This window comes from Maribellus sp. CM-23, assembly GCF_021354595.1.
GTDB lineage: Bacteria > Bacteroidota > Bacteroidia > Bacteroidales > Prolixibacteraceae > Draconibacterium.
This window is the reverse complement of the sequence record NZ_JADWYJ010000004.1, coordinates 21,863-40,569: the sequence shown is the minus strand read 5'-3', so window position 1 is coordinate 40,569 and position 18,707 is coordinate 21,863. Positions and strand designations below refer to the sequence as shown.

The 18,707-nt window shown below is 43.9% G+C and carries 14 protein-coding genes; 9 read left to right on the top strand and 5 right to left on the bottom strand.

Annotated features, from left to right (window positions below; genetic code table 11):
• Positions 1–146 precede the first annotated feature (146 nt).
• From INQ51_RS14110 to INQ51_RS14085, 6 genes are all read left to right on the top strand, one after another.
• Positions 147–1,928, top strand: coding sequence for a peptide MFS transporter (locus INQ51_RS14110; RefSeq protein ID WP_233378616.1), 1,782 nt, complete (start codon positions 147–149; stop codon positions 1,926–1,928).
• Positions 1,929–2,065: 137 nt separating this feature from the next.
• The gene (locus tag INQ51_RS14105) at positions 2,066–2,890 is read left to right on the top strand and encodes an alpha/beta hydrolase (RefSeq protein ID WP_233378615.1); all 825 of its coding nucleotides are present in this window, start codon (positions 2,066–2,068) and stop codon (positions 2,888–2,890) included.
• A gap of 20 nt (positions 2,891–2,910) precedes the next feature.
• On the top strand, positions 2,911–4,302 hold the full coding sequence (locus INQ51_RS14100; protein WP_233378614.1) for an alpha/beta hydrolase family protein: 1,392 nt from the start codon (positions 2,911–2,913) through the stop codon (positions 4,300–4,302).
• Between the two features lie 102 nt (positions 4,303–4,404).
• Positions 4,405–5,670 carry a DUF819 domain-containing protein gene (locus INQ51_RS14095; RefSeq protein ID WP_233378613.1) on the top strand — a complete coding sequence of 422 codons (1,266 nt, stop codon included), beginning with the start codon at positions 4,405–4,407 and terminating at the stop codon, positions 5,668–5,670.
• 511 nt (positions 5,671–6,181) lie between these two features.
• Positions 6,182–7,165, top strand: coding sequence for a hypothetical protein (locus INQ51_RS14090; RefSeq protein ID WP_233378612.1), 984 nt, complete (start codon positions 6,182–6,184; stop codon positions 7,163–7,165).
• A gap of 26 nt (positions 7,166–7,191) precedes the next feature.
• Positions 7,192–9,165: a BACON domain-containing protein gene (locus INQ51_RS14085; protein ID WP_233378611.1), complete on the top strand. Its 1,974-nt coding sequence runs from the start codon at positions 7,192–7,194 to the stop codon at positions 9,163–9,165.
• Positions 9,166–9,395: 230 nt separating this feature from the next.
• Here the strand turns inward: INQ51_RS14085 and INQ51_RS14080 are convergent, their stop codons facing one another.
• Genes INQ51_RS14080 through glpK form a run of 4 tightly spaced genes read right to left on the bottom strand, consistent with a single transcriptional unit; the run spans position 9,396 to position 13,195 of the window.
• Entirely contained in the window at positions 9,396–10,640 is a 1,245-nt protein-coding gene (locus INQ51_RS14080; protein ID WP_233378610.1) for a M14 family metallopeptidase, read from the bottom strand.
• Between the two features lie 8 nt (positions 10,641–10,648).
• Positions 10,649–10,852, bottom strand: coding sequence for a hypothetical protein (locus INQ51_RS14075; protein WP_119439808.1), 204 nt, complete (start codon positions 10,850–10,852; stop codon positions 10,649–10,651).
• 52 nt (positions 10,853–10,904) lie between these two features.
• Entirely contained in the window at positions 10,905–11,657 is a 753-nt protein-coding gene (locus INQ51_RS14070; RefSeq protein ID WP_233378609.1) for an MIP/aquaporin family protein, read from the bottom strand.
• A 44-nt stretch (positions 11,658–11,701) separates the two neighbouring features.
• Positions 11,702–13,195, bottom strand: coding sequence for a glycerol kinase GlpK (glpK, locus tag INQ51_RS14065; protein WP_233378608.1), 1,494 nt, complete (start codon positions 13,193–13,195; stop codon positions 11,702–11,704).
• A gap of 186 nt (positions 13,196–13,381) precedes the next feature.
• Here glpK and INQ51_RS14060 point away from each other — a divergent pair, with 186 nt between their 5' ends.
• Positions 13,382–14,380, top strand: coding sequence for an NAD(P)H-dependent glycerol-3-phosphate dehydrogenase (locus INQ51_RS14060; RefSeq protein WP_233378607.1), 999 nt, complete (start codon positions 13,382–13,384; stop codon positions 14,378–14,380).
• Positions 14,381–14,466: 86 nt separating this feature from the next.
• On the opposite strand, the gene pgi is transcribed toward INQ51_RS14060, so the two are convergent.
• Positions 14,467–16,113, bottom strand: a complete 1,647-nt coding sequence (gene pgi, locus INQ51_RS14055) for a glucose-6-phosphate isomerase (RefSeq protein ID WP_233378606.1) — start codon at positions 16,111–16,113, stop codon at positions 14,467–14,469.
• A gap of 404 nt (positions 16,114–16,517) precedes the next feature.
• Here pgi and INQ51_RS14050 point away from each other — a divergent pair, with 404 nt between their 5' ends.
• On the top strand, positions 16,518–17,417 hold the full coding sequence (locus tag INQ51_RS14050; RefSeq protein ID WP_233378605.1) for a DMT family transporter: 900 nt from the start codon (positions 16,518–16,520) through the stop codon (positions 17,415–17,417).
• 32 nt (positions 17,418–17,449) lie between these two features.
• The gene (locus tag INQ51_RS14045; protein WP_233378604.1) at positions 17,450–18,679 is read left to right on the top strand and encodes a hypothetical protein; all 1,230 of its coding nucleotides are present in this window, start codon (positions 17,450–17,452) and stop codon (positions 18,677–18,679) included.
• The last annotated feature ends 28 nt before the right edge of the window (positions 18,680–18,707 follow it).

The window sequence follows — 18,707 nt, the reverse complement described above, 5'->3', positions numbered from 1 at the left end:
GGCTTTTTTATCAAAATTACAAAAATATAGGCATCAGGTTCAGGAAATTTATGGAAGCTGACCTTTACCCAGTGTATCAACTTAAAAAGAGTTTTATATTTGTTCGATTTTGAAAAGTTGTAATAAAAATCAAAAACCATACCTATATGTTCAAAAATCATCCTAAGGGGCTTATTGTAGCCTTTTTTGCCAACATGGGAGAACGCTTTGGATTCTATACCATGATGGCCATCCTGGTCCTTTTCCTCCAGGCGAAATACGATGTAAATGCAGAAACAGCCGGCAGTATTTACAGCTGGTTCTATTTCGCCATTTATGCACTGGCGTTGCTGGGAGGTATTATTGCCGATGCAACCAAACGTTACAAGTTGGTTATTATGGTGGGGATTGTGGTTATGTTCCTGGGCTACGTTATGATGGCGATTCCCGGAATGAGTCTGACCACCACCGTTATCTTCCTGTTTACCATCGCTTTGGGGAACGGCCTTTTTAAAGGTAACCTGCAGGCTGTTGTAGGCCAGATGTACGATAATCCGCAGTACGAAAAGTTACGCGACAAAGCCTATTTGTTATTCTACATGGGTATTAACGTGGGTGCCTTTTTTGCCCCCTTTGCAGCCAATGCAGCCCGTAACTGGTGGTTAAAAACAAACGGTCTTCATCACGATGGAAGCTTACCGGCCATGTGTCACCAAATGCTGAACGGTACGATTAAAGATACCGAAACTTTTCAGCAGCTTGCCAACGCGGCCAATATAAACGGACCGGTTACCGATCTTGCGGCTTTTGCCCAAAATTACATCGATGTTTTCGCAAAAGGATATAATTATGCTTTTGCCGTTGCTGCCGGTGCCATGCTTATTTCGCTGGCGGTTTATATTTTCTTTAACCGTCTTCTTCCGAACAAGCAAGTGGTGAAATCAGAAAACAAAAACGAGCCCAATGTTAGCTTATTGAAGGTCTTCCTTTCACTGGCAGTTATGGCGGCGGTTACTTCGTTGTTCTTTATCCTGAGAATCGACACCGGAATTGGCTTTGCAGTGGGTTTATTTGCTGCCTTTATTACCTGGATTGTGAGTATCTCAACCAAAGAGGAAAGACCGCGAATTACAGCGTTGTTGCTGGTTTTCGGGGTGGTGATCTTCTTCTGGATGTCGTTCCACCAGAACGGACTTACGATGACCTTCTTTGCCCGCGACTACACAGTTAAAGCAGTTGGACCATTTACTTATTTGTTTTTCGAACTCGAAAATATATTGTCAGTTATTGGCTTAATCGCCGGTATTGTGCTACTGGTTCGCAAAGGCACTTCCAAACAACGCATGATAGGGCTGGCAATGACCATTGCATTCGGCGCTCTTGCTTTTTTCCTCTACAACAAAGCAGCAGGAAACAACGACATTCAACCCGAAGTATTCCAATCGTTTAACCCGTTATTTATTGTTTCGCTGACCTTCCTGGTTTCGGGTATTTTCACCTGGCTTTCTGACCGTGGCAAAGAACCATCCACACCGCGCAAAATTGGTATCGGAATGATCATTGCTGCCTTCGGATTCCTGTTAATGGTAGTGGGATCATTAGATATTGTTTCGCCGTTTGAACTGAATGGAAGCCCGGTTCCTGATTCTTCAAGAATATCGCCTTACTGGTTGATGAACAGTTACCTCATCCTTACCGTGGCAGAATTATTCCTGAGCCCGATGGGACTTTCGTTTGTATCCAAAGTTTCTCCTCCACGCTTCCAGGGCTTGATGCAGGGGGGCTGGTTGCTTGCCACCGCCGTTGGGAACAAACTGCTTGGAATCGGAAGTTTCTTCTGGGACAAAATCGAGATCTGGCAGTTGTGGGCCATTTTTGTGGTTTGCTGTCTGCTCTCGGCCGCTTTCATTTTTACGATCATGAAACGTCTGGAAAGACTTACACAATAAAGAATTTTGCATTTAACACAGAAAAGAGGTTGCAGTTGCTGTAACCTCTTTTTTTATCGCAAAACCGATAATATCCCTACGTTTTCTTGCCTTGAAACAAATTCATGTATCTTTATTCTTCTTTAAAATCAATACAAGTGAAACAATTATTTTACATTCTGCTGGTTCTGCTGATCAACGCGGGCAGTTACACCAGCTACGCGCAAACAACTTATAAAACAGAAAAAGACATTCCTTACCGAACAATTGAGGAACAAAATTCGAATAGCTACATTGCCGAACGGTGTAAACTGGATCTGTACTTCCCAGAAAACCAAAACGACTTTGTTACCGTGGTGTGGTTTCACGGCGGCGGATTAACAGGCGGCGAAAAATCGATTCCCAAAACATTAAAAGAAAAAGGCATTGCGGTGGTAGCGGTAAATTACCGTCTGTCACCCAAAGTAAAAAGCCCGGTTTACATTGAAGATGCTGCGGCGGCTGTTGCCTGGACTTTCAACAACATTGAAAAATACGGTGGAAGTAAAGAGAAGATAGTTGTTTCGGGGCACTCGGCCGGAGGTTACCTCACCTCAATGATCGGACTGGACAAGCACTACCTGGCAAAGTTCAACATCGACGCCAATGATATTGCTTTGTTGGTGCCTTTTAGCGGGCATACCATCACGCATTTTACGGTGCGAAAAGAAAGAGGAATTGAGGGAACCCAGCCCGTTGTTGACGAACTGGCGCCGCTTTATTTTGTTCGTGCCGACGCTCCACCGCTGGTACTAATCACCGGCGACCGCGAACTGGAAATGCTCGGGCGTTACGAGGAAAATGCCTATATGTACCGCATGATGAAGGTGGCCGGACATCAACACACCAAGCTTTTGGAATTGGATGGATTTGATCACGGAGGCATGGCTTCTCCGGCCCTCGAACTTCTGCTTAAGGAGATAAAATCATTGAAAAAACAATAATCAGCAAAAACTTTTTACAGATGAAACGCTTCCTTTGTCTGTTGCTCCCCATTGCAATTACCATCGTTTTCACCAAAACGGTTGAGGCACAGGGTTCTGATATTTCCGGAAACTGGTCGGGAAAACTGTCATTGCCAACCGGAAAACTAGAACTTATTTTCAAAATAAGCCAGGCCGACGGAAAATACGATGTAAAGATGGATGTTCCACTTCAAGGGGCAGCCAACATTGAGGGTGAAATCACCACCAAAGGCGACAGCATTGAAATGAACATCCCCACCATTCGGGGTAATTACACCGGGAAGTTTGTTTCTGCTGATTCCATAACCGGCAAGTGGCAACAAAACGGGCTCTCGCTCAACCTGAATCTGAAAAAAGCAGGGGAAGTTGCAGAACCAAAGCGGCCGCAAACACCCGTTCCGCCATACCCGTATCTTTCGGAAGAAGTTGAATACACGCATCCGGGAACGGGGTTAAAACTGGCCGGGACTCTCACGCTGCCCTGGAATGAAAAAAATTATCCGGCAGTAGTGCTGATTACCGGAACAGGAGCACAGGACCGCGATGAAACGATTCTTGGGCACAAACCCTTTGCGGTAATTGCCGATTACCTCACCCGGCACGGAATTGCCGTTTTGCGGGTAGATGACCGCGGAGTGGGCGGCTCCGAAGGAGATATCCTTTCTTCCACCAGTCAGGAGCTTGCCACCGATGCCCTGGCAGGCGTTTATTTCCTGAAAAGCAGAAAAGAAATCAATCCAAAAGAAATCGGGCTGATAGGTCACAGCGAAGGAGGATTGATCGCCCCCATGGCGGCAACATCTTCCAACGATGTAGCTTTTATCGTTCTGCTGGCAGCACCTGGAATCACGGGAGAACAAGTTCTGTACGAGCAAAACGACCTCTCGTTAAAAGCGGAAGGCATGCCCGATTTTTCGATTCAGCAAAATAAAATGGTGCAGAAACTGATGTTCGATGTGCTCAAAAATGAACCCGACGAGGGCAAAGCCGCCGAACAATTGCGCACAAAACTCACCCAGGGAATGTATGCAGGAATGAATGATGGTCTGAAAAGACAGGTGGATGATCAGATTGCCTATGTAAATTCCCGCTGGTTCCGTTATTTCCTGACCTACGATCCGCAACCAACGCTTGCCAGGGTTAAATGCCCCGTGCTGGCACTGAACGGGAGCAAAGATGTTCAGGTGCCGACTTCCAACCTTTCCAAAATCTACGGGGCAATCACTTCGGGCGGAAACACGCAGGTGGATACGCTTCGTTTTGAAGCGCACAATCACTTGTTTCAGCATTGTACAAGCGGGGCAACGTCCGAATATGCACAGATTGAAGAAACCATAGATCCCGAAGTTTTAAAATCGATAAGCGACTGGATATTGAAAACCGTGAATTAGTAATACTTTTCAAACAAGTAATAGCCGTGCTCTCTGTGATAAAAATTTGTGCGAATCACTCTTTCTAATATCTTTACACCCCATTAAACTGAACGTTTTAGGATGGATACACATTTCTTTCTGATCATCTTTCTGTTTGTTGTAGCCCCCGTCATTATTATTTACCTGGAAAGTAACTATTCGCTGGCCAAAAAAATCGGAGCCGTTTTGATTTGCTACGGGCTCGGGATTTTTATCGGAAATGTGGGCATACTCCCCGAAGTTTCTCCAGCCTACCATGCCCTGGTGGAAGGATCGATTTATATCCCCTTTGGCAAAATGCGCGAATACCTGGCCGAAGGATTGGTGACACGGCAGGATATGTCCAGAAATACCATCTCGTTTTTACAGGACCTGTTTTCCAGTATCCCCATTATGCTTTGTCTGCCGTTGATCCTGTTTTCGCTGGATGTAAAAAAATGGATGCGCCAGGCAAAAGATGCGGTAGGCTCGCTGCTCATCGGCTTGTTTACTGTTTTGCTGATGGTTTTTGTCGGGTTCTGGATGTTCAGGGGAAGTATTGAAGAAATCTGGAAAGTTTCGGGAATGCTCGTAGGTGTGTATACAGGCGGAACGCCCAACATGGCAGCCATAAAAACTGCCCTTAATGTTTCACAGGAAATTTACATCCTCACACATACCTACGAAATGACGCTTGGCGCCATTTACCTGATATTCATTTTCACCATTGGACAAAAGGTGTTTTTGTGGTTTCTTCCACCCTATAAATCGCAGAATACAGGACAGATAGAAGTTGGCGAAATCGATCTTGCAGAAGATTACGAATCATACGACGGATTTTTTAAGAAAGACGTTTTCTGGCCTTTGCTGGGTGCCTTTGGTATTTCGGTCGCTATTTTAGGCGTAAGTTTTCTGCTTAGCAAGCTTTTCTCCGACGATTTTGCCAATGCCGCCGTGGTTATTTTTGTCACCACTTTTGGAATTGCGCTGTCGTTTGTTCCGCGTATCCGAAAAATCAAAAAAACCTTTCAGCTGGGCATGTACCTCATCCTTATTTTCTGTGTGGCGGTTGCATCCATGGCCGACATTAGCAAGCTGGCCGATATTTCGATCTCCTTGTTTTACTACGTGGGAATTGCCATGTTTGGCTCGCATTTCCTCCACGCCGCCATTGCCCGTATTTTTAAGATCGATGCCGACACGGTGATCATATCCGGAAGTGCACTGATCTGCTCGCCTCCGTTTGTTCCGGTGGTAGCCACCGCGCTTAAAAACAGGGAAGTAATTTTAACCGGTATGTTTGTAGGGATTGCGGGTTATGCCGTAGGAAACTACCTGGGTGTAATTGTCGCTTATATTCTCAAGTAGAAATCAGAAACATTACAATTTCTGGAAGTTTTTCCAGATATTTCCCATCATACATAATATTTACCCATTCCCTTTTTTCGGATCCTCATCCTACTATGTCCATCGATAAAGATTCTTTTTCAACAGTATTTTTACCACAAATAGGAAGATTCGGTTATTCATTATCATCAGGATACCATTGCATTTAAACCTCACATCAACCAACCGACAAAAAAGTTTCGACGGGTTCCGGCATACCACCGAGAAATAAATTGCTTAGGTGATTTTGGATGCAGGCAGGTAAAGAAATTGAAATACCGCTAACGCCAGAACATTTTTTTCAAAGCACACATTCAAAAGAGTGGAAGACTCCCAATAATAATTTGAATTGGTATTACTTGTATTTTTGATACCAGATGCAGTTTAAACTTATTATCATATATGCTTTTAAACAGCTACTACATTGCACATTTATAGACGGCATTGCACTATATTCGGCCCTCACAAAGAATAACTTTAGAACACATTCCCGATGAAAAACCTACTATTAACCTTAATACTACTAATTTCTTTTTGTGCCACTTACGCGCAAGACAAAATTATTACAACACAAAAAGACACCATAGAGTGCCGAATTATATCGGTTAATGCCGACCGAATAAGTTACGAACAAAAGATCGGCAACAACAAAGTTTCCGGAAGAACGATAGCAACTTCCGAGGTATTGCAATACCTCCGCTCCGATACGCAGCAGACAGCTCTGGCCGCATACAAACTAAGGCGCCCCAATCAAATTCCGGAACATCGTTTTCTTTTTTCTGTACAAAGTGGTCTCTCCCATTCCTTTACCGATTACGGAAACTTTAAGACCTTTCTCACCAGTCAGGGCAATTCCGCCTCAGCAGCCGACGATTATATTAAGAAACTTAAAAACGGGTATTTCTTTAACACCAGTATCCATTATCTACTTAACAGCTACATGGGTGTTGGTATTGATTACTCGTTCATGTATTCTTCGTCAGAAGATGATTTTATGAATATGGGATATTCTCCGATGAATGTTCCGGCTTATGTACGTTACAATCAAGGAGATAAAACATTCTCTAATTTCATTGGAGCTTCTCTTCTGTTCAAACAATCAATAGGGAACAAAGGAGTCCTAAGAATCTCGGAATCAATAGCTCCCGGACTCCTTTTATTCCGTAATGAAAGCAGAAGCAACACCTACCAGATTTATTGGGGTAACAATACCTCTTACGAAGGAGAACCACCCTATTACCTCGATTATTACAACACATTAAACCACAGTAAAACATTTGCGGTAAAAGGTGGTTTGTCTGCAGAGTATTGCTTTACTCCGCAAATTTCTGCAGGTGTAACATGCAATTACACATGGGCAAAACTTCGCAAAATATCAATCAAAAGTTCCGACAATGAAATTAATGATCAGGAACTTGAAAACGATATTGATGTATCACATATTGATTATGGCTTTATTTTCCGTTTCAGCTTCTAATTAACCCAACTATTAAACTGCTCACTATGAAACAATTTCAAAAATATATCTCCCTTTGGGTAATTGCACTTCTTATATTTTCCTGCAGTGACGAATTTGTAAATGACAAAATCAATGTTTCCGGGGTAGCTGCCTCAGCGGTCATTATCTCTCCTGATTGGGAGCCTGATGATTACCAGTTTCAATGTGAAGGAACGGGAAGCAATCATTTTAAGATCGAAAGCCACCCCGAATGGATGGAGATTGAAAATCTGTCGGGCAGCTTTGCAAATACAATTGCCACTATCCACTGCAAAGCTAAGGTCAATTCTCTTTACTCTAAAACAGGCATATACACCGATCAAATGATCGTAATTTCCGAAAGCAAAAAATATGCTGTCCCCGTTTATTATATTGTGGAAGGAGAGCCAAAAATTGAAATAAACCAAACATTAGAAATCACTTTCAATAATTATAACAACCAGTTGCAACTTTCAAATTCGGGTGATGGAATTTTGCTTTGGGACATTTACAGCTTGCCTGATTGGCTTTCGGTCGATATGAACCAGTTCTATGCTCCCTCCATTATGTTGGGACAAGGAGCGCAGGCCGTAATCCCTTTTATCTTAAATGCAGAAACAGCAATAAAAAGTACCCCGAATGGCACGATCATTTTAATAACGAATGATAAAAACAGGCCAATGATTGAAATTGCCGTTTCAGCTGACCTGGGGACACCGAATCTGGAAATCTATTCAGATAATTTGCCGGTAGATTTTGGGACTTCAGCATCCAGCAAAGCACTGCATTTTTACAACAACGGAAACGGAATCCTCTCCTGGCGATTCGAAGACCTTCCTGACTGGCTGACGGTTTCGCCACAAAGTGGGATGACTTATAGCTATTCAGGGCATGAAATCAACTTTACCTGTGATCGTAGCAAGCTGGAGCCCGGCCTAAACATGGCAACTGTTTATCTGAAATCCAATGATCCGAACAATCCTTCCTATCCCATCAGCATTAAAGTTCGTACACCAGGAAGCAATGCAAACGTTAGTGCGCTGGAAGGGAATATTGTTGATGCAATGTTTGATAAAAATACAAATACCCTGTATTATGCAACCAGTCAACCCAATAAGTTAATAGCGTACAATGTGGCAACCAAAAGTGTTGTTCATGAAATTGAGTTGGGAAAAGCCCCTACCTGTCTGGCAATCTCAGAAGATTATACAAAAGCAGCTGTTGGCCATGGCGGAATGATTAGCGCAATAGACCTGAATAGTTATTCTGTTGTGAAAACCTTTGAATATGGTTATACTATTTACGACATGGAGTGGGCAAAAGACGACTGGTTTTGCTATACAAAAGCAGGGACTTATATGAACAATTTACTTTGGATAAATACGTCAACTTCGGAAACAGCAGAAAGCGACGACAACGAAATGGACGAAGGCACTTACTTGAAAAAGGTAACTAACCAGCCATATGTTATTGCCGCCAGAAGATATAGTAGCCCTTCAGGAATAACTGTATTTGATATTGATACTAAGTTGGAAAAAAACTATCGGCACCAAAGCATCGGAGATTATTGGTTTTCGTCTGACGGAGAATACATGTTTGAGTCTAGTGGAAATGTGTACAGAACAAGTGCAGTTGTTACTCCTTCCGGAAGAAATCCGGAATACATTAGCACAATTGGTAAATTACAATATCCCTCTTACAACTACTATGCAATTCCTTGGATTGATTATTGCCATACGATTCATTCAATTTTTGGACTAACAAAACAAGACTATGGAACCACCTCTTCCATTATTTACCAGTTTGAAGATAATGATTACACAGTTGTAACAACCTACGTGTATGATGATTTCTATCAACCCGATACAGAAGCAGCAGCATATGAAGTTGAGGCACATTATGTTTTCTCGAACAATGAGGGCACCGAACTCTCGGTATTGCGAAAGGGGAAGAATAACAATAACTGGTCGATAGAACTTATATCAATAACACAACAGTAAAGTTAGTTCGATTTAAATTATATCATTTATTTTTCAGGGTGAGCCTTAAGCAAAACGATGAAAGCATGCTGAAATACTGAAAGTAATGTCGACAACAATTGAAGAGTTTTAAGAGTCTAACGAAATCAAGGCTTAATTCTCTTGCTGATCGGTATGCTTTTATCCAGATGAAAAGGGTCAAAACTTAGAATGTCAAATCTCCTTACAATCCAATAAAACGAAAACAGTCCCTATAATTCCTGGAAGTTTTTCCAGATATTTCCCATCATTGCTTTGGAAACGTGGAGTGCATTGGTACGCCATTTTTCCGACGGCGGATAGAACATTTCGTAATAGCCGGCTTTCGCCTTTAAACTGTCTTGCTGTGTTTTGTAACCATAATGTGCCCCCTGGTTTTCGACAATGGAAATATGTGCCGATTTAACAGCTCCCACGGTGCTTCCCGTATTCAACGTTCCAAATTCCATCAGCATCGGCATCGATAATTTCCCGGGAAACAAACTGCTGATGTACTCCACCATCTGTCCGTGAACCGTATAAAAATCATCGGAATCTCCCCAATCGATGCGGTAACCATCAAACACTTTCTCCATGCTGTGTTTGAGCACCGAATCATCCACCGGATTTGGGAAAAGATGCAATTCGCCACGCTCGCCAAAACCGGTATGAAGGTCAAGATTCAGAAGCATATGGAAAGGACTTGCTTTTTCAGATAAAACCCGGGTCAGAATTTCCACCTGTTGTTCAAAGTTCTGCCCGCCAAAATAAATTCCTTCGGGATACTGGTATTGCCCCTGGGCAAAAGCCTGCAACAAGGCCGGCATTCCTTTTTGCGCAATCTTACGAATGGCTTTCAACATAAAAAAGCGATTGCCGATGCTGTTCATATCCAGCTCCCCTTTGGGGGTCAGCATATCGTAAAGCGCTACAAAGCCACCGTTTTGCGTTTCGAACAACGAACGATCGAGACTAAAGTTCCGGTTCAGGTCTACGTTGTTTTCCGAAAAGCGCCGTTGATGTTTAAAACCCCAGGCATTCAGCCCGTGGACGAGCAAGAGACCCGTATTCGAAAACATTTCAGGCTGAAAGAATTCGGACATTAACATTTGCTGAACGGCGCTGCCCACATAACCTTCAATACCGTGTGTACCTGAAACAAGCACCACCAGTTTTTCGGTAGTATCGCGGGGAGGAACATAGCAAAAATCGATCGTGAGATCGTCGTCTGTAGCGCTTTCCAAAGAAACAGAAAAGACCTCAACACTATCGAAACGGCTTTTCAGATTTTCTGCCTGCTGACGAAACGCATCGCGGCATTCACCCCACGAATCCTGGTAATAAGCCAGGCTACCCGCATCTGGTTCTACATCCGGATCTTTTGGGGCATAAAAATTAAAGCTGATGTAGGTATAAGCCAATACACCCAACATCAGCAATGTCAGCAAAATTCCAATTCTTTTCAGAAAACGCTTCATACTTGTTGTCAGATTACGAAACGCACAACCTTGTCTTCGATCATCTGTTGGAGTTCGTTGAGCAGGGCTTGTTCGTGCGCATCAATAAAACCATCTTCTGTGGCAATGTTGAGGATCTTGTCGTACTCATCGCGGGTGATCTTGTGATCTTCAATCGCTTTTTCGATCATTTCTCTCAAACGAATCGAACTGTCGCTTAAATTGTGTGGCATATTATTTTACTCTAAGTTTAACACAGTAACAACCATGGATGAAAAAAGCTCACTACCGTAGCAAATATAATATCAACATATGTGTAAAAGCGGCCAGGAAACATCCGGCAACCGGTCCCACTATTGGTACCCATGCGTATTTCCAGCCATTGTCGTCTTTTACATTCAAGGGCAATAGAGCGTGAACGATCCGCGGACCGAGATCACGGGCAGGGTTGATCGCATACCCGGTGGTTCCTCCCAAACTAAGGCCAATAACAAAAACCACCAGGGCAACCGGCATGGCTCCCAGTGATCCCAACCCCACTTTTGTGGCGTTCATTCCCTCCATTTGGAATTGAGGAACGGTAATCAGCAACACCCCCAGCACCAGTACAAAAGTTCCGATAGCCTCTGAGAAGAAATTGCTTTTGGTGTTGGCAATGGCCGGAGCCGTGCAAAAACAGGCCCTTTTCATTCCGGGAGCAGTGGTTATCTTAAAATGATCGATGTAAAACAAATACACCATCAGCGCCCCAAACATACCTCCGCCCACTTGTGCAAGAATAAAAGGAAGCACCTTTACCCAGGCAAACTGACCGGCAACTGCCAGGCCTATGGTTACAGCGGGATTCAGATGTGCGCCGCTTAAATCGGCCGTCATAAAAACGGCGGTAAAAACGGCCAGCGCCCATCCCGTGGTTATAACAATCCAGCCACTGCCGTTTCCAATTGTATTTTTCAGATTAACATTGGCCACCACTCCGTTTCCGAGCAGAATAAGAATGGCTGTTCCGAGAAACTCGCCAAAAAGTTCAGTTAACATATAAATTGGTTCTAATAGTTTTCAAATTTAATAGTCAATAGCAATTATTCCATGCTCCACGATTTGCTGCGCTCCACAGCCTTGTTCCAGTTCCTTATGGTCTTTTCCATAAAACGCGTGTCGTTGGAAGGGACAAACTTTTTATCCACCTGCCATTGATTTTTCAGCTCCTCGATATCGCTCCAGTAGCCCGTTGCCAGGCCGGCCAGGTAAGCAGCACCCAAGGCTGTTGTTTCGGTTACTTTCGGGCGCACCACAGTTGTTGAGATCGAATCGGCCTGAATCTGCATCAGCAGGTCGTTCACCGCAGCGCCTCCATCCACGCGCAGTTCATTCAGGGCAATTCCTGAATCAAGCACCATGGTATTGATTACTTCCATGGAGCGGAAAGCAATGGCTTCGAGCGCCGCCCTCGCAATGTGCGCCTTTCCGGTACCGCGTGTCAGCCCAATAATGGCTCCGGTGGCATACTGGTCCCAGTGCGGTGCTCCAAGTCCGACAAATCCCTGCACAAATACAACTCCGCCGTTATCATCCACCTCACGGGCAAGCGCCTCAATTTCCGACGAAGATTTAATAATTCCCAACTGGTCGCGCAGCCACTGAACCACGGCACCACCAATAAAGATACTACCCTCAAGTGCATAAATAACTTTATCGCCTATTTGCCAACCGATGGTGGTCAGCAGTTTGTTTTTGGAGGCAATGGGCTTTTCCCCGGTATTCATCATCACAAAACAACCGGTGCCGTAGGTATTTTTCACCATCCCTTCGTTCATGCACATTTGCCCGAACATGGCCGCCTGTTGATCGCCGGCAATTCCGGCAATCGGAATTTCAATCCCCAAACAATCCACCGACGTTTTCCCGTAAACCTGGCTGCTCGGTTTCACTTCGGGTAAAATGCTTTCGGGAATGTTTAACAACTCCAGTAATTCTGCATCCCATTTCAGCTCGTGAATATTGTAGATCATGGTTCGGCTGGCATTGCTCACATCGGTAATGTGCTGTGTTCCGCCTGTAAGTTTCCAAATCAACCAGGTGTCAACGGTTCCGAAAGCCAGTTTTCCGCTGGCTGCCAGTTCACGCGCACCTTCTACGTTGTCAAGAATCCATTTGATTTTTGTCCCCGAGAAATAGGCATCGATTACAAGCCCGGTTTTCGCGGCCACGCTTTTCTCCCATCCCTTTGCTTTTAGTTCATCACAAAATTCAGCCGTGCGGCGGTCTTGCCAAACAATCGCATTGCACACTGGCTTCCCAGTCTCGCGGTTCCAAACAACCGCTGTTTCGCGCTGGTTGGTTATCCCGATGGCCTCCACCTGCTCTGCTTGTATCGCAGCTTTCCCGATCACTTCCTTCATCACTTTCAGCTGCGTTTCCCAAATGGTTTCAGGATTGTGTTCTACCCAGCCCGGCTTTGGATAAATCTGTTCGAATTCCTGTTGCGCGACTTCTATTATTTCTCCGGAATGATTAAAAAGGATGGCCCGGCTACTGGTGGTACCCGCATCGAGCGACAAAATATATTTCTCCATAGGTGATTATTTATTGGCGTTATTTTCGGACCGTTAATATACATTTTATGAGGTAATTCAAGCCACCCGGCGGGATTTCTTTCTTAACAACTCGTGGTTTATTAATCAATAAAACGAGGTTGTTTCCTTGCAATCATTCTTGATTTGGCGTTACAAATTGTACTTTTGCGCCAAAGGGAATAAGAGATGAATATTAAAACAGACAAGGTTGCCGTTATTGGGAGCGGCAGCTGGGCTACTGCCATTGCTAAAATGCTCTTGGAAAATGTGGGGGAGATAAACTGGTTTATCCGAAAAGAAGAAACCATCGAAGCCTTTCAAAAATACAGTCACAATCCGCGTTATTTACGAGATGTGGAGTTTGACACTTCAAGAATCACCTTTTACAGCGACATCAATAAAATCACTGACGAATCGGACATTCTGGTGCTGGCCATTCCGTCGGCCTTCTTACCCGTTATTTTTGAAGGCTTAAAAACCGACCTCAGCGATAAATACATTCTTTCGGGCATAAAAGGAATTGTTTCGGAAGAAAACCTGCTGGTTGTTGAATACCTGAACAAGCACTTTGACGTGCCTTTCGACATGATGGGCGTGATAACCGGCCCATGCCATGCCGAGGAGGTAGCGCTTGAAAAACTATCTTATCTGACCATTGCCGGAACCGATGACGAGCGCATCGAGAAATTTGCGCAGCTGGTTCAAAGCGAATACATTTTCACTACCCTTTCCGACGACATTTGGGGAACAGAATATTCGTCGGTACTAAAAAATGTGGTTTCCATTGCTGCCGGAATTGCCCACGGATTACGCTATGGCGATAATTTCCATGCAGTTCTTATTTCGCGTGCCATCCAGGAAATCAAACGCTTTGTAGACGCCGTTCATCCCATTAACCGCGACATTAAAAGTCCGGCTTACCTAGGTGACCTGCTGGTAACTGCTTACTCGCAGTTTAGCCGCAACCGTATGTTCGGAACCATGATCGGGAAAGGTTATTCGGTAAAAGCAGCGCAATGGGAAATGAACATGATTGCAGAAGGTTATTATGGTGCGGCTTCCATTCATAAAATCAATCAGAAATACAAGGTAGATATGCCAATTTCAGAAACGGTTTATGAAATTTTATACGAAGGCGCGTCCTGTAAAAAGACATTTGAAAAGCTGACTACAAAACTTGCTTAAGCAACAACTCTTTGGCGGAAATAAAAAAGACTGACTAAAAATATTAGCCAGTCTCCATATATTTTGAAACGTTTCTGTTCAGAAACTTATTTCATAGCTTTCCATGCATTGATCAAACCGTTGGTAGAAGCATCGTGTCCGGTAACTTTGCTATCACCGTCGAGCTCCGGTAAAATAGCGTTGGCCAACTGCTTGCCTAGCTCCACTCCCCACTGATCAAAACTGTAAATGTTCCAGATAACACCCTGTACAAATATTTTATGTTCGTACATGGCAATCAAAGCGCCCAACACATGCGGCGTCAGTTTTTTCACCAGAATTGAGTTGGTTGGGATATTCCCCAGGAACACTTTGAATGGCAACAATGCAGCGATTTCTGCGTCCGATTTCCCGGCAGCTTTTAATTCGGCCGTTACCTGTTCTTCGGTTTTGCCCACCATCATCGCCTCGGTTTGTGCAAAGAAGTTTGCCAGCAATTTTTTGTGATGATCACCCAACTGGTTGTGATTGATAGCCGAAGCAATAAAATCACAAGGAATCAGCTTGGTTCCCTGGTGAATCAACTGGTAAAAAGCATGCTGACCATTTGTTCCGGGCTCTCCCCAGATGATTGGTCCGGTTTGGTAGTCCACCTGCTCACCGTTTCGGTCAACATATTTTCCGTTGCTTTCCATATTTCCCTGTTGGAAATAAGCTGAAAAACGGTGCATATACTGATCATAAGGCAAAATAGCTTCGGTTTCGGCACCGTAAAAATTATTGTACCAAATGCCTATCAAAGCCAGAATTACCGGAATGTTTCTATCAAAATCACTTTCACGGAAATGATTATCCATCGCGTGTGCACCTTCGAGCAAAGCTACATAATTATCAAAACCAATACCCAATACGATCGACAAACCAATTGCCGACCACAACGAATAACGGCCTCCTACCCAGTTCCAGAAACGGAACATGTTGGCAGTATCAATTCCAAAAGCAGCAACAGCTTCGGCATTGGTAGAAACCGCTACGAAATGTTTTGCCACCTCCGAAATATCTTTTGCTGATGCCAGGAACCAGTCTTTGGCCGAATTGGCGTTGGTCATGGTTTCCTGCGTGGTAAAAGTTTTGGAAGCCACAATAAACAAGGTAGTTTCCGGGTCAACCGCTTTCAGGGTTTCGGCAATGTGCGTCCCATCCACATTCGAAACAAAATGCAGCTTCAGGTGATTTTTGTACGGCTTCAAGGCTTCGGTCACCATCAACGGGCCCAGGTCTGAACCGCCGATACCAATGTTAACAATATCCGTAATTGTTTTTCCGGTATAGCCCTTCCATTCTCCCGAAATTACTTTTTCAGAGAAAGCTTTCATTTGGTCGAGCACAGCATTTACTTCGGGCATCACATCTTTTCCGTCAACCAGAACAGGAGTATTGCTCCGGTTGCGCAAAGCAACATGCAACACCGAACGATCTTCTGTTGCATTGATTTTCTCTCCGGCAAACATGCTTTCAATTGCATCTTTCAAACCACACTCTTCTGCGAGTTCGATCAATGTTGCTTTTACCTCCTCGTCCAAAATGTTCTTGGAAAAGTCAACCAGGATATCTTCAAACCTAAGTGAATATTTTTCAAACCTACCGGCATCTTTGGCAAACAGGTCTTTCATATGCGTGCCTTCGAAATCAAAGTACATTTCTTCGAGTTTCTGCCAAGCTTTTGTCTCTATCGGATTAATTTTCGGTAACATAATGATTTATTTATCAGGATTAAAGGAGTCACAAACGAAAGTTGCTCCCACTTCTAATTTCCAACAAAGATAATGTAATCTGAAAATTACTGCTACATACAAGCCCCGGCTTACTGAAGGTTTAAAAATCAGTTTAAAATCAGCCGGTCAAATTAAGCTCACCTACTACAATTGGAAGAGTATGGCAAATCTTACTCCCTGCTGAATCTCTTTTTCGCTCTGTTTTACTTTGTGTTTTTTTTGACTTTTAACCACGGACGACACGGAGTTTATCACAGAGGCACACGGAGTTTTATCTATTTCTAATGTTCTGAAACAAAAAGGAAATTTGTCGCCCCCAATCAAAATTCCCGGAGTCACCCCGAATTCATTTTTTCTATCTTTATCACCTCAATTCTTACCAAATGAAGTCGAACACCATTAAGGGCTATTTCTTTGCACTGATTGCGACCCTGGCCTTTTCGAATGTTTACATTTTCAGCAAGGCGGCGTTGAATGAAATACCGCTGGCGCAGTTTGGAAGTTTATGGTACCTGGTGGTTGCCTTCTCCTGTTTTGTGTTTGCTCTTTTCAACAAAAAGCTAACGCAAGTGGCACACTTATCCCGTAAACAGGCCTTTACCCTGCTAACGCTCGGTCTGCTTGAAATTGCCACTACTACGCTGTTTTTCCTGTCCATTCATATCATCCCCGATCCGTCAGTCACCTCTTTTCTTGGAAACCTTTACCCGGTGATGGTGATGCTCGGCGGCATTTTTATTTTGCACGAACGTTTTGGGCCTATCGAAATATTGGGTGGTTTTCTGGCACTGGCCGGCGCTTTTGTAATTAGTTACAGCGGCGGCACCACACTCGAAACCATTTTCATCAAAGGTACGGGAGTGGTTTTTTTCAATGCCATTTTTGCCACCATCACAACGCTTGTTGTAAAAGTCCACGTGCAAAAACTTAGTCCCGAGCTACTGAACCTGAACCGTTCGATATGGCTCCTTGCCTTCTCTGTTATTATGTTTTTTGTGATGGGAGAATCTACCGTCTTTTCAGCAACGGCCGTCAAAAATACAATGATTGGAGCCGTTCTGGAATTTACCGCCATTTTAACCGTTTATTACTCGTTCCGCTACATTGAAGCATCTCGTTCGTCCATTGTACAAAGCACGAAGGGTGTTTGTGTGCTGCTCGGAGCCTTTCTGTTTTTTGGAACGCTTCCACTCCGCCATCAGCTGATTGGCGGTTTTATAACTGTTCTGGGTGTTCTGATTATGGCAATGGCACAGGCGGGGGTTTTCAAGAGAAGAAAGTAACTTTTTTCGTTCATTTTCTAAACGCATATCAATTGGAATATTTTCCCGACATATACCTTTTCAACCCCACCTGCGACCTGGCAATTGGCAACGGAAGTCCCAATTGGCAACCCAATAAGCTGCTAAAAAAGATGGAGGCCGATTTAAGTATACTCCCTCTGTTTTTGGGAACTTCAAAAGATGTTGTTTTAACAGAACAGCTTCCTTCTGAAAACTATTTGAAATCCATTGGAAAGCAGAATATAGACATCCCCGCTCTTATGAAGCTTCAAAAAGCTTTAAATGCCGAAACCAATCCTTTCAACAGCATAAATTCACTAAAGCCCTGGGGCTGGAGTCCGGCAACACATAAATTGTTGGCTCCTTTAAAAACAAGATGTTCGGAGGCATTTCAAAAATCGCCTGTTTTTAACTGGTCGGAGGAAATACGGGATTTGTATTCCAAAAAATTTGCGCTCGGCATTCTTCAACAAATGATCCGGGAATTTCCTGACACGATTTTTATTCCGAAAGAACTTTCAGGACAAGTTTGCTACGGGCAGCAACAGATTGAGTCCCTGCTCAGCCGTTGGGGAAAGCTGATGATAAAAGCTCCATGGAGTAGCTCCGGACGAGGACTTCAACCCATTACCAAAACACCGGTTCACCCAAAAGTATGGGAGAAAATCCTGGGAATCATCAAAGACCAGGGCTACGTAATTGTTGAGCCACTTCTTGACAAGCAGCTGGATATCGCCTTTCAGTTTGAGCTAAGAAACCGCAAAGTCACGTTTCTGGGGATCAGCAATTTTATGACCGACAGCAAAGGACAATATACCGGCAATCGGCTGAACGGCCTTCCCGATGATATGGATCCGGAACTAAAACTATTTGCGGAAAGCCTTCCCGACAGAATCATTTCTCCGCTCATCCGCATACTGGAGAACAGCGAACTGGCTTTAGCATACGAAGGAAATTTAGGGGTGGATACCCTGATTTTTAAAACTTCCGGTAATCAACTAGCCGTTAATCCCTGCCTTGAAATTAACTTACGGCAAAACATGGGATTGCTTTCGCTTCATTTAGAAAAGCTTCTGGTGCCCGGACAAAAGGCACTGTACCAAACCTGGTATGGCGGCGGAAAAAGCTTCCTGGAGTTTCAGTCTGAGATGGAGAGAAAACATCCGCTTGTTCTAAAAAACGATAAAATTGCTTCCGGCTTTTTTGCACTCACCGATGTCGACAACGACAGCAAATTTGGCGCTTATATTATCGCGCCCTAAAACCTGCCAATACGGAATTACTCGATTT

Excerpts from the sequence above, each read along its gene's own strand:
- INQ51_RS14085 (WP_233378611.1), top strand. The coding sequence starts at position 7,192 with ATGAAACAATTTCAAAAATATATCTCCCTTTGGGTAATTGCACTTCTT.
- INQ51_RS14060 (WP_233378607.1), top strand. The coding sequence starts at position 13,382 with ATGAATATTAAAACAGACAAGGTTGCCGTTATTGGGAGCGGCAGCTGG.
- INQ51_RS14095 (WP_233378613.1), top strand. The coding sequence starts at position 4,405 with ATGGATACACATTTCTTTCTGATCATCTTTCTGTTTGTTGTAGCCCCC.
- pgi (WP_233378606.1), bottom strand. The coding sequence starts at position 16,113 with ATGTTACCGAAAATTAATCCGATAGAGACAAAAGCTTGGCAGAAACTC.
- glpK (WP_233378608.1), bottom strand. The coding sequence starts at position 13,195 with ATGGAGAAATATATTTTGTCGCTCGATGCGGGTACCACCAGTAGCCGG.
- INQ51_RS14075 (WP_119439808.1), bottom strand. The coding sequence starts at position 10,852 with ATGCCACACAATTTAAGCGACAGTTCGATTCGTTTGAGAGAAATGATC.
- INQ51_RS14050 (WP_233378605.1), top strand. The coding sequence starts at position 16,518 with ATGAAGTCGAACACCATTAAGGGCTATTTCTTTGCACTGATTGCGACC.
- INQ51_RS14090 (WP_233378612.1), top strand. The coding sequence starts at position 6,182 with ATGAAAAACCTACTATTAACCTTAATACTACTAATTTCTTTTTGTGCC.
- INQ51_RS14080 (WP_233378610.1), bottom strand. The coding sequence starts at position 10,640 with ATGAAGCGTTTTCTGAAAAGAATTGGAATTTTGCTGACATTGCTGATG.
- INQ51_RS14070 (WP_233378609.1), bottom strand. The coding sequence starts at position 11,657 with ATGTTAACTGAACTTTTTGGCGAGTTTCTCGGAACAGCCATTCTTATT.
- INQ51_RS14110 (WP_233378616.1), top strand. The coding sequence starts at position 147 with ATGTTCAAAAATCATCCTAAGGGGCTTATTGTAGCCTTTTTTGCCAAC.
- INQ51_RS14100 (WP_233378614.1), top strand. The coding sequence starts at position 2,911 with ATGAAACGCTTCCTTTGTCTGTTGCTCCCCATTGCAATTACCATCGTT.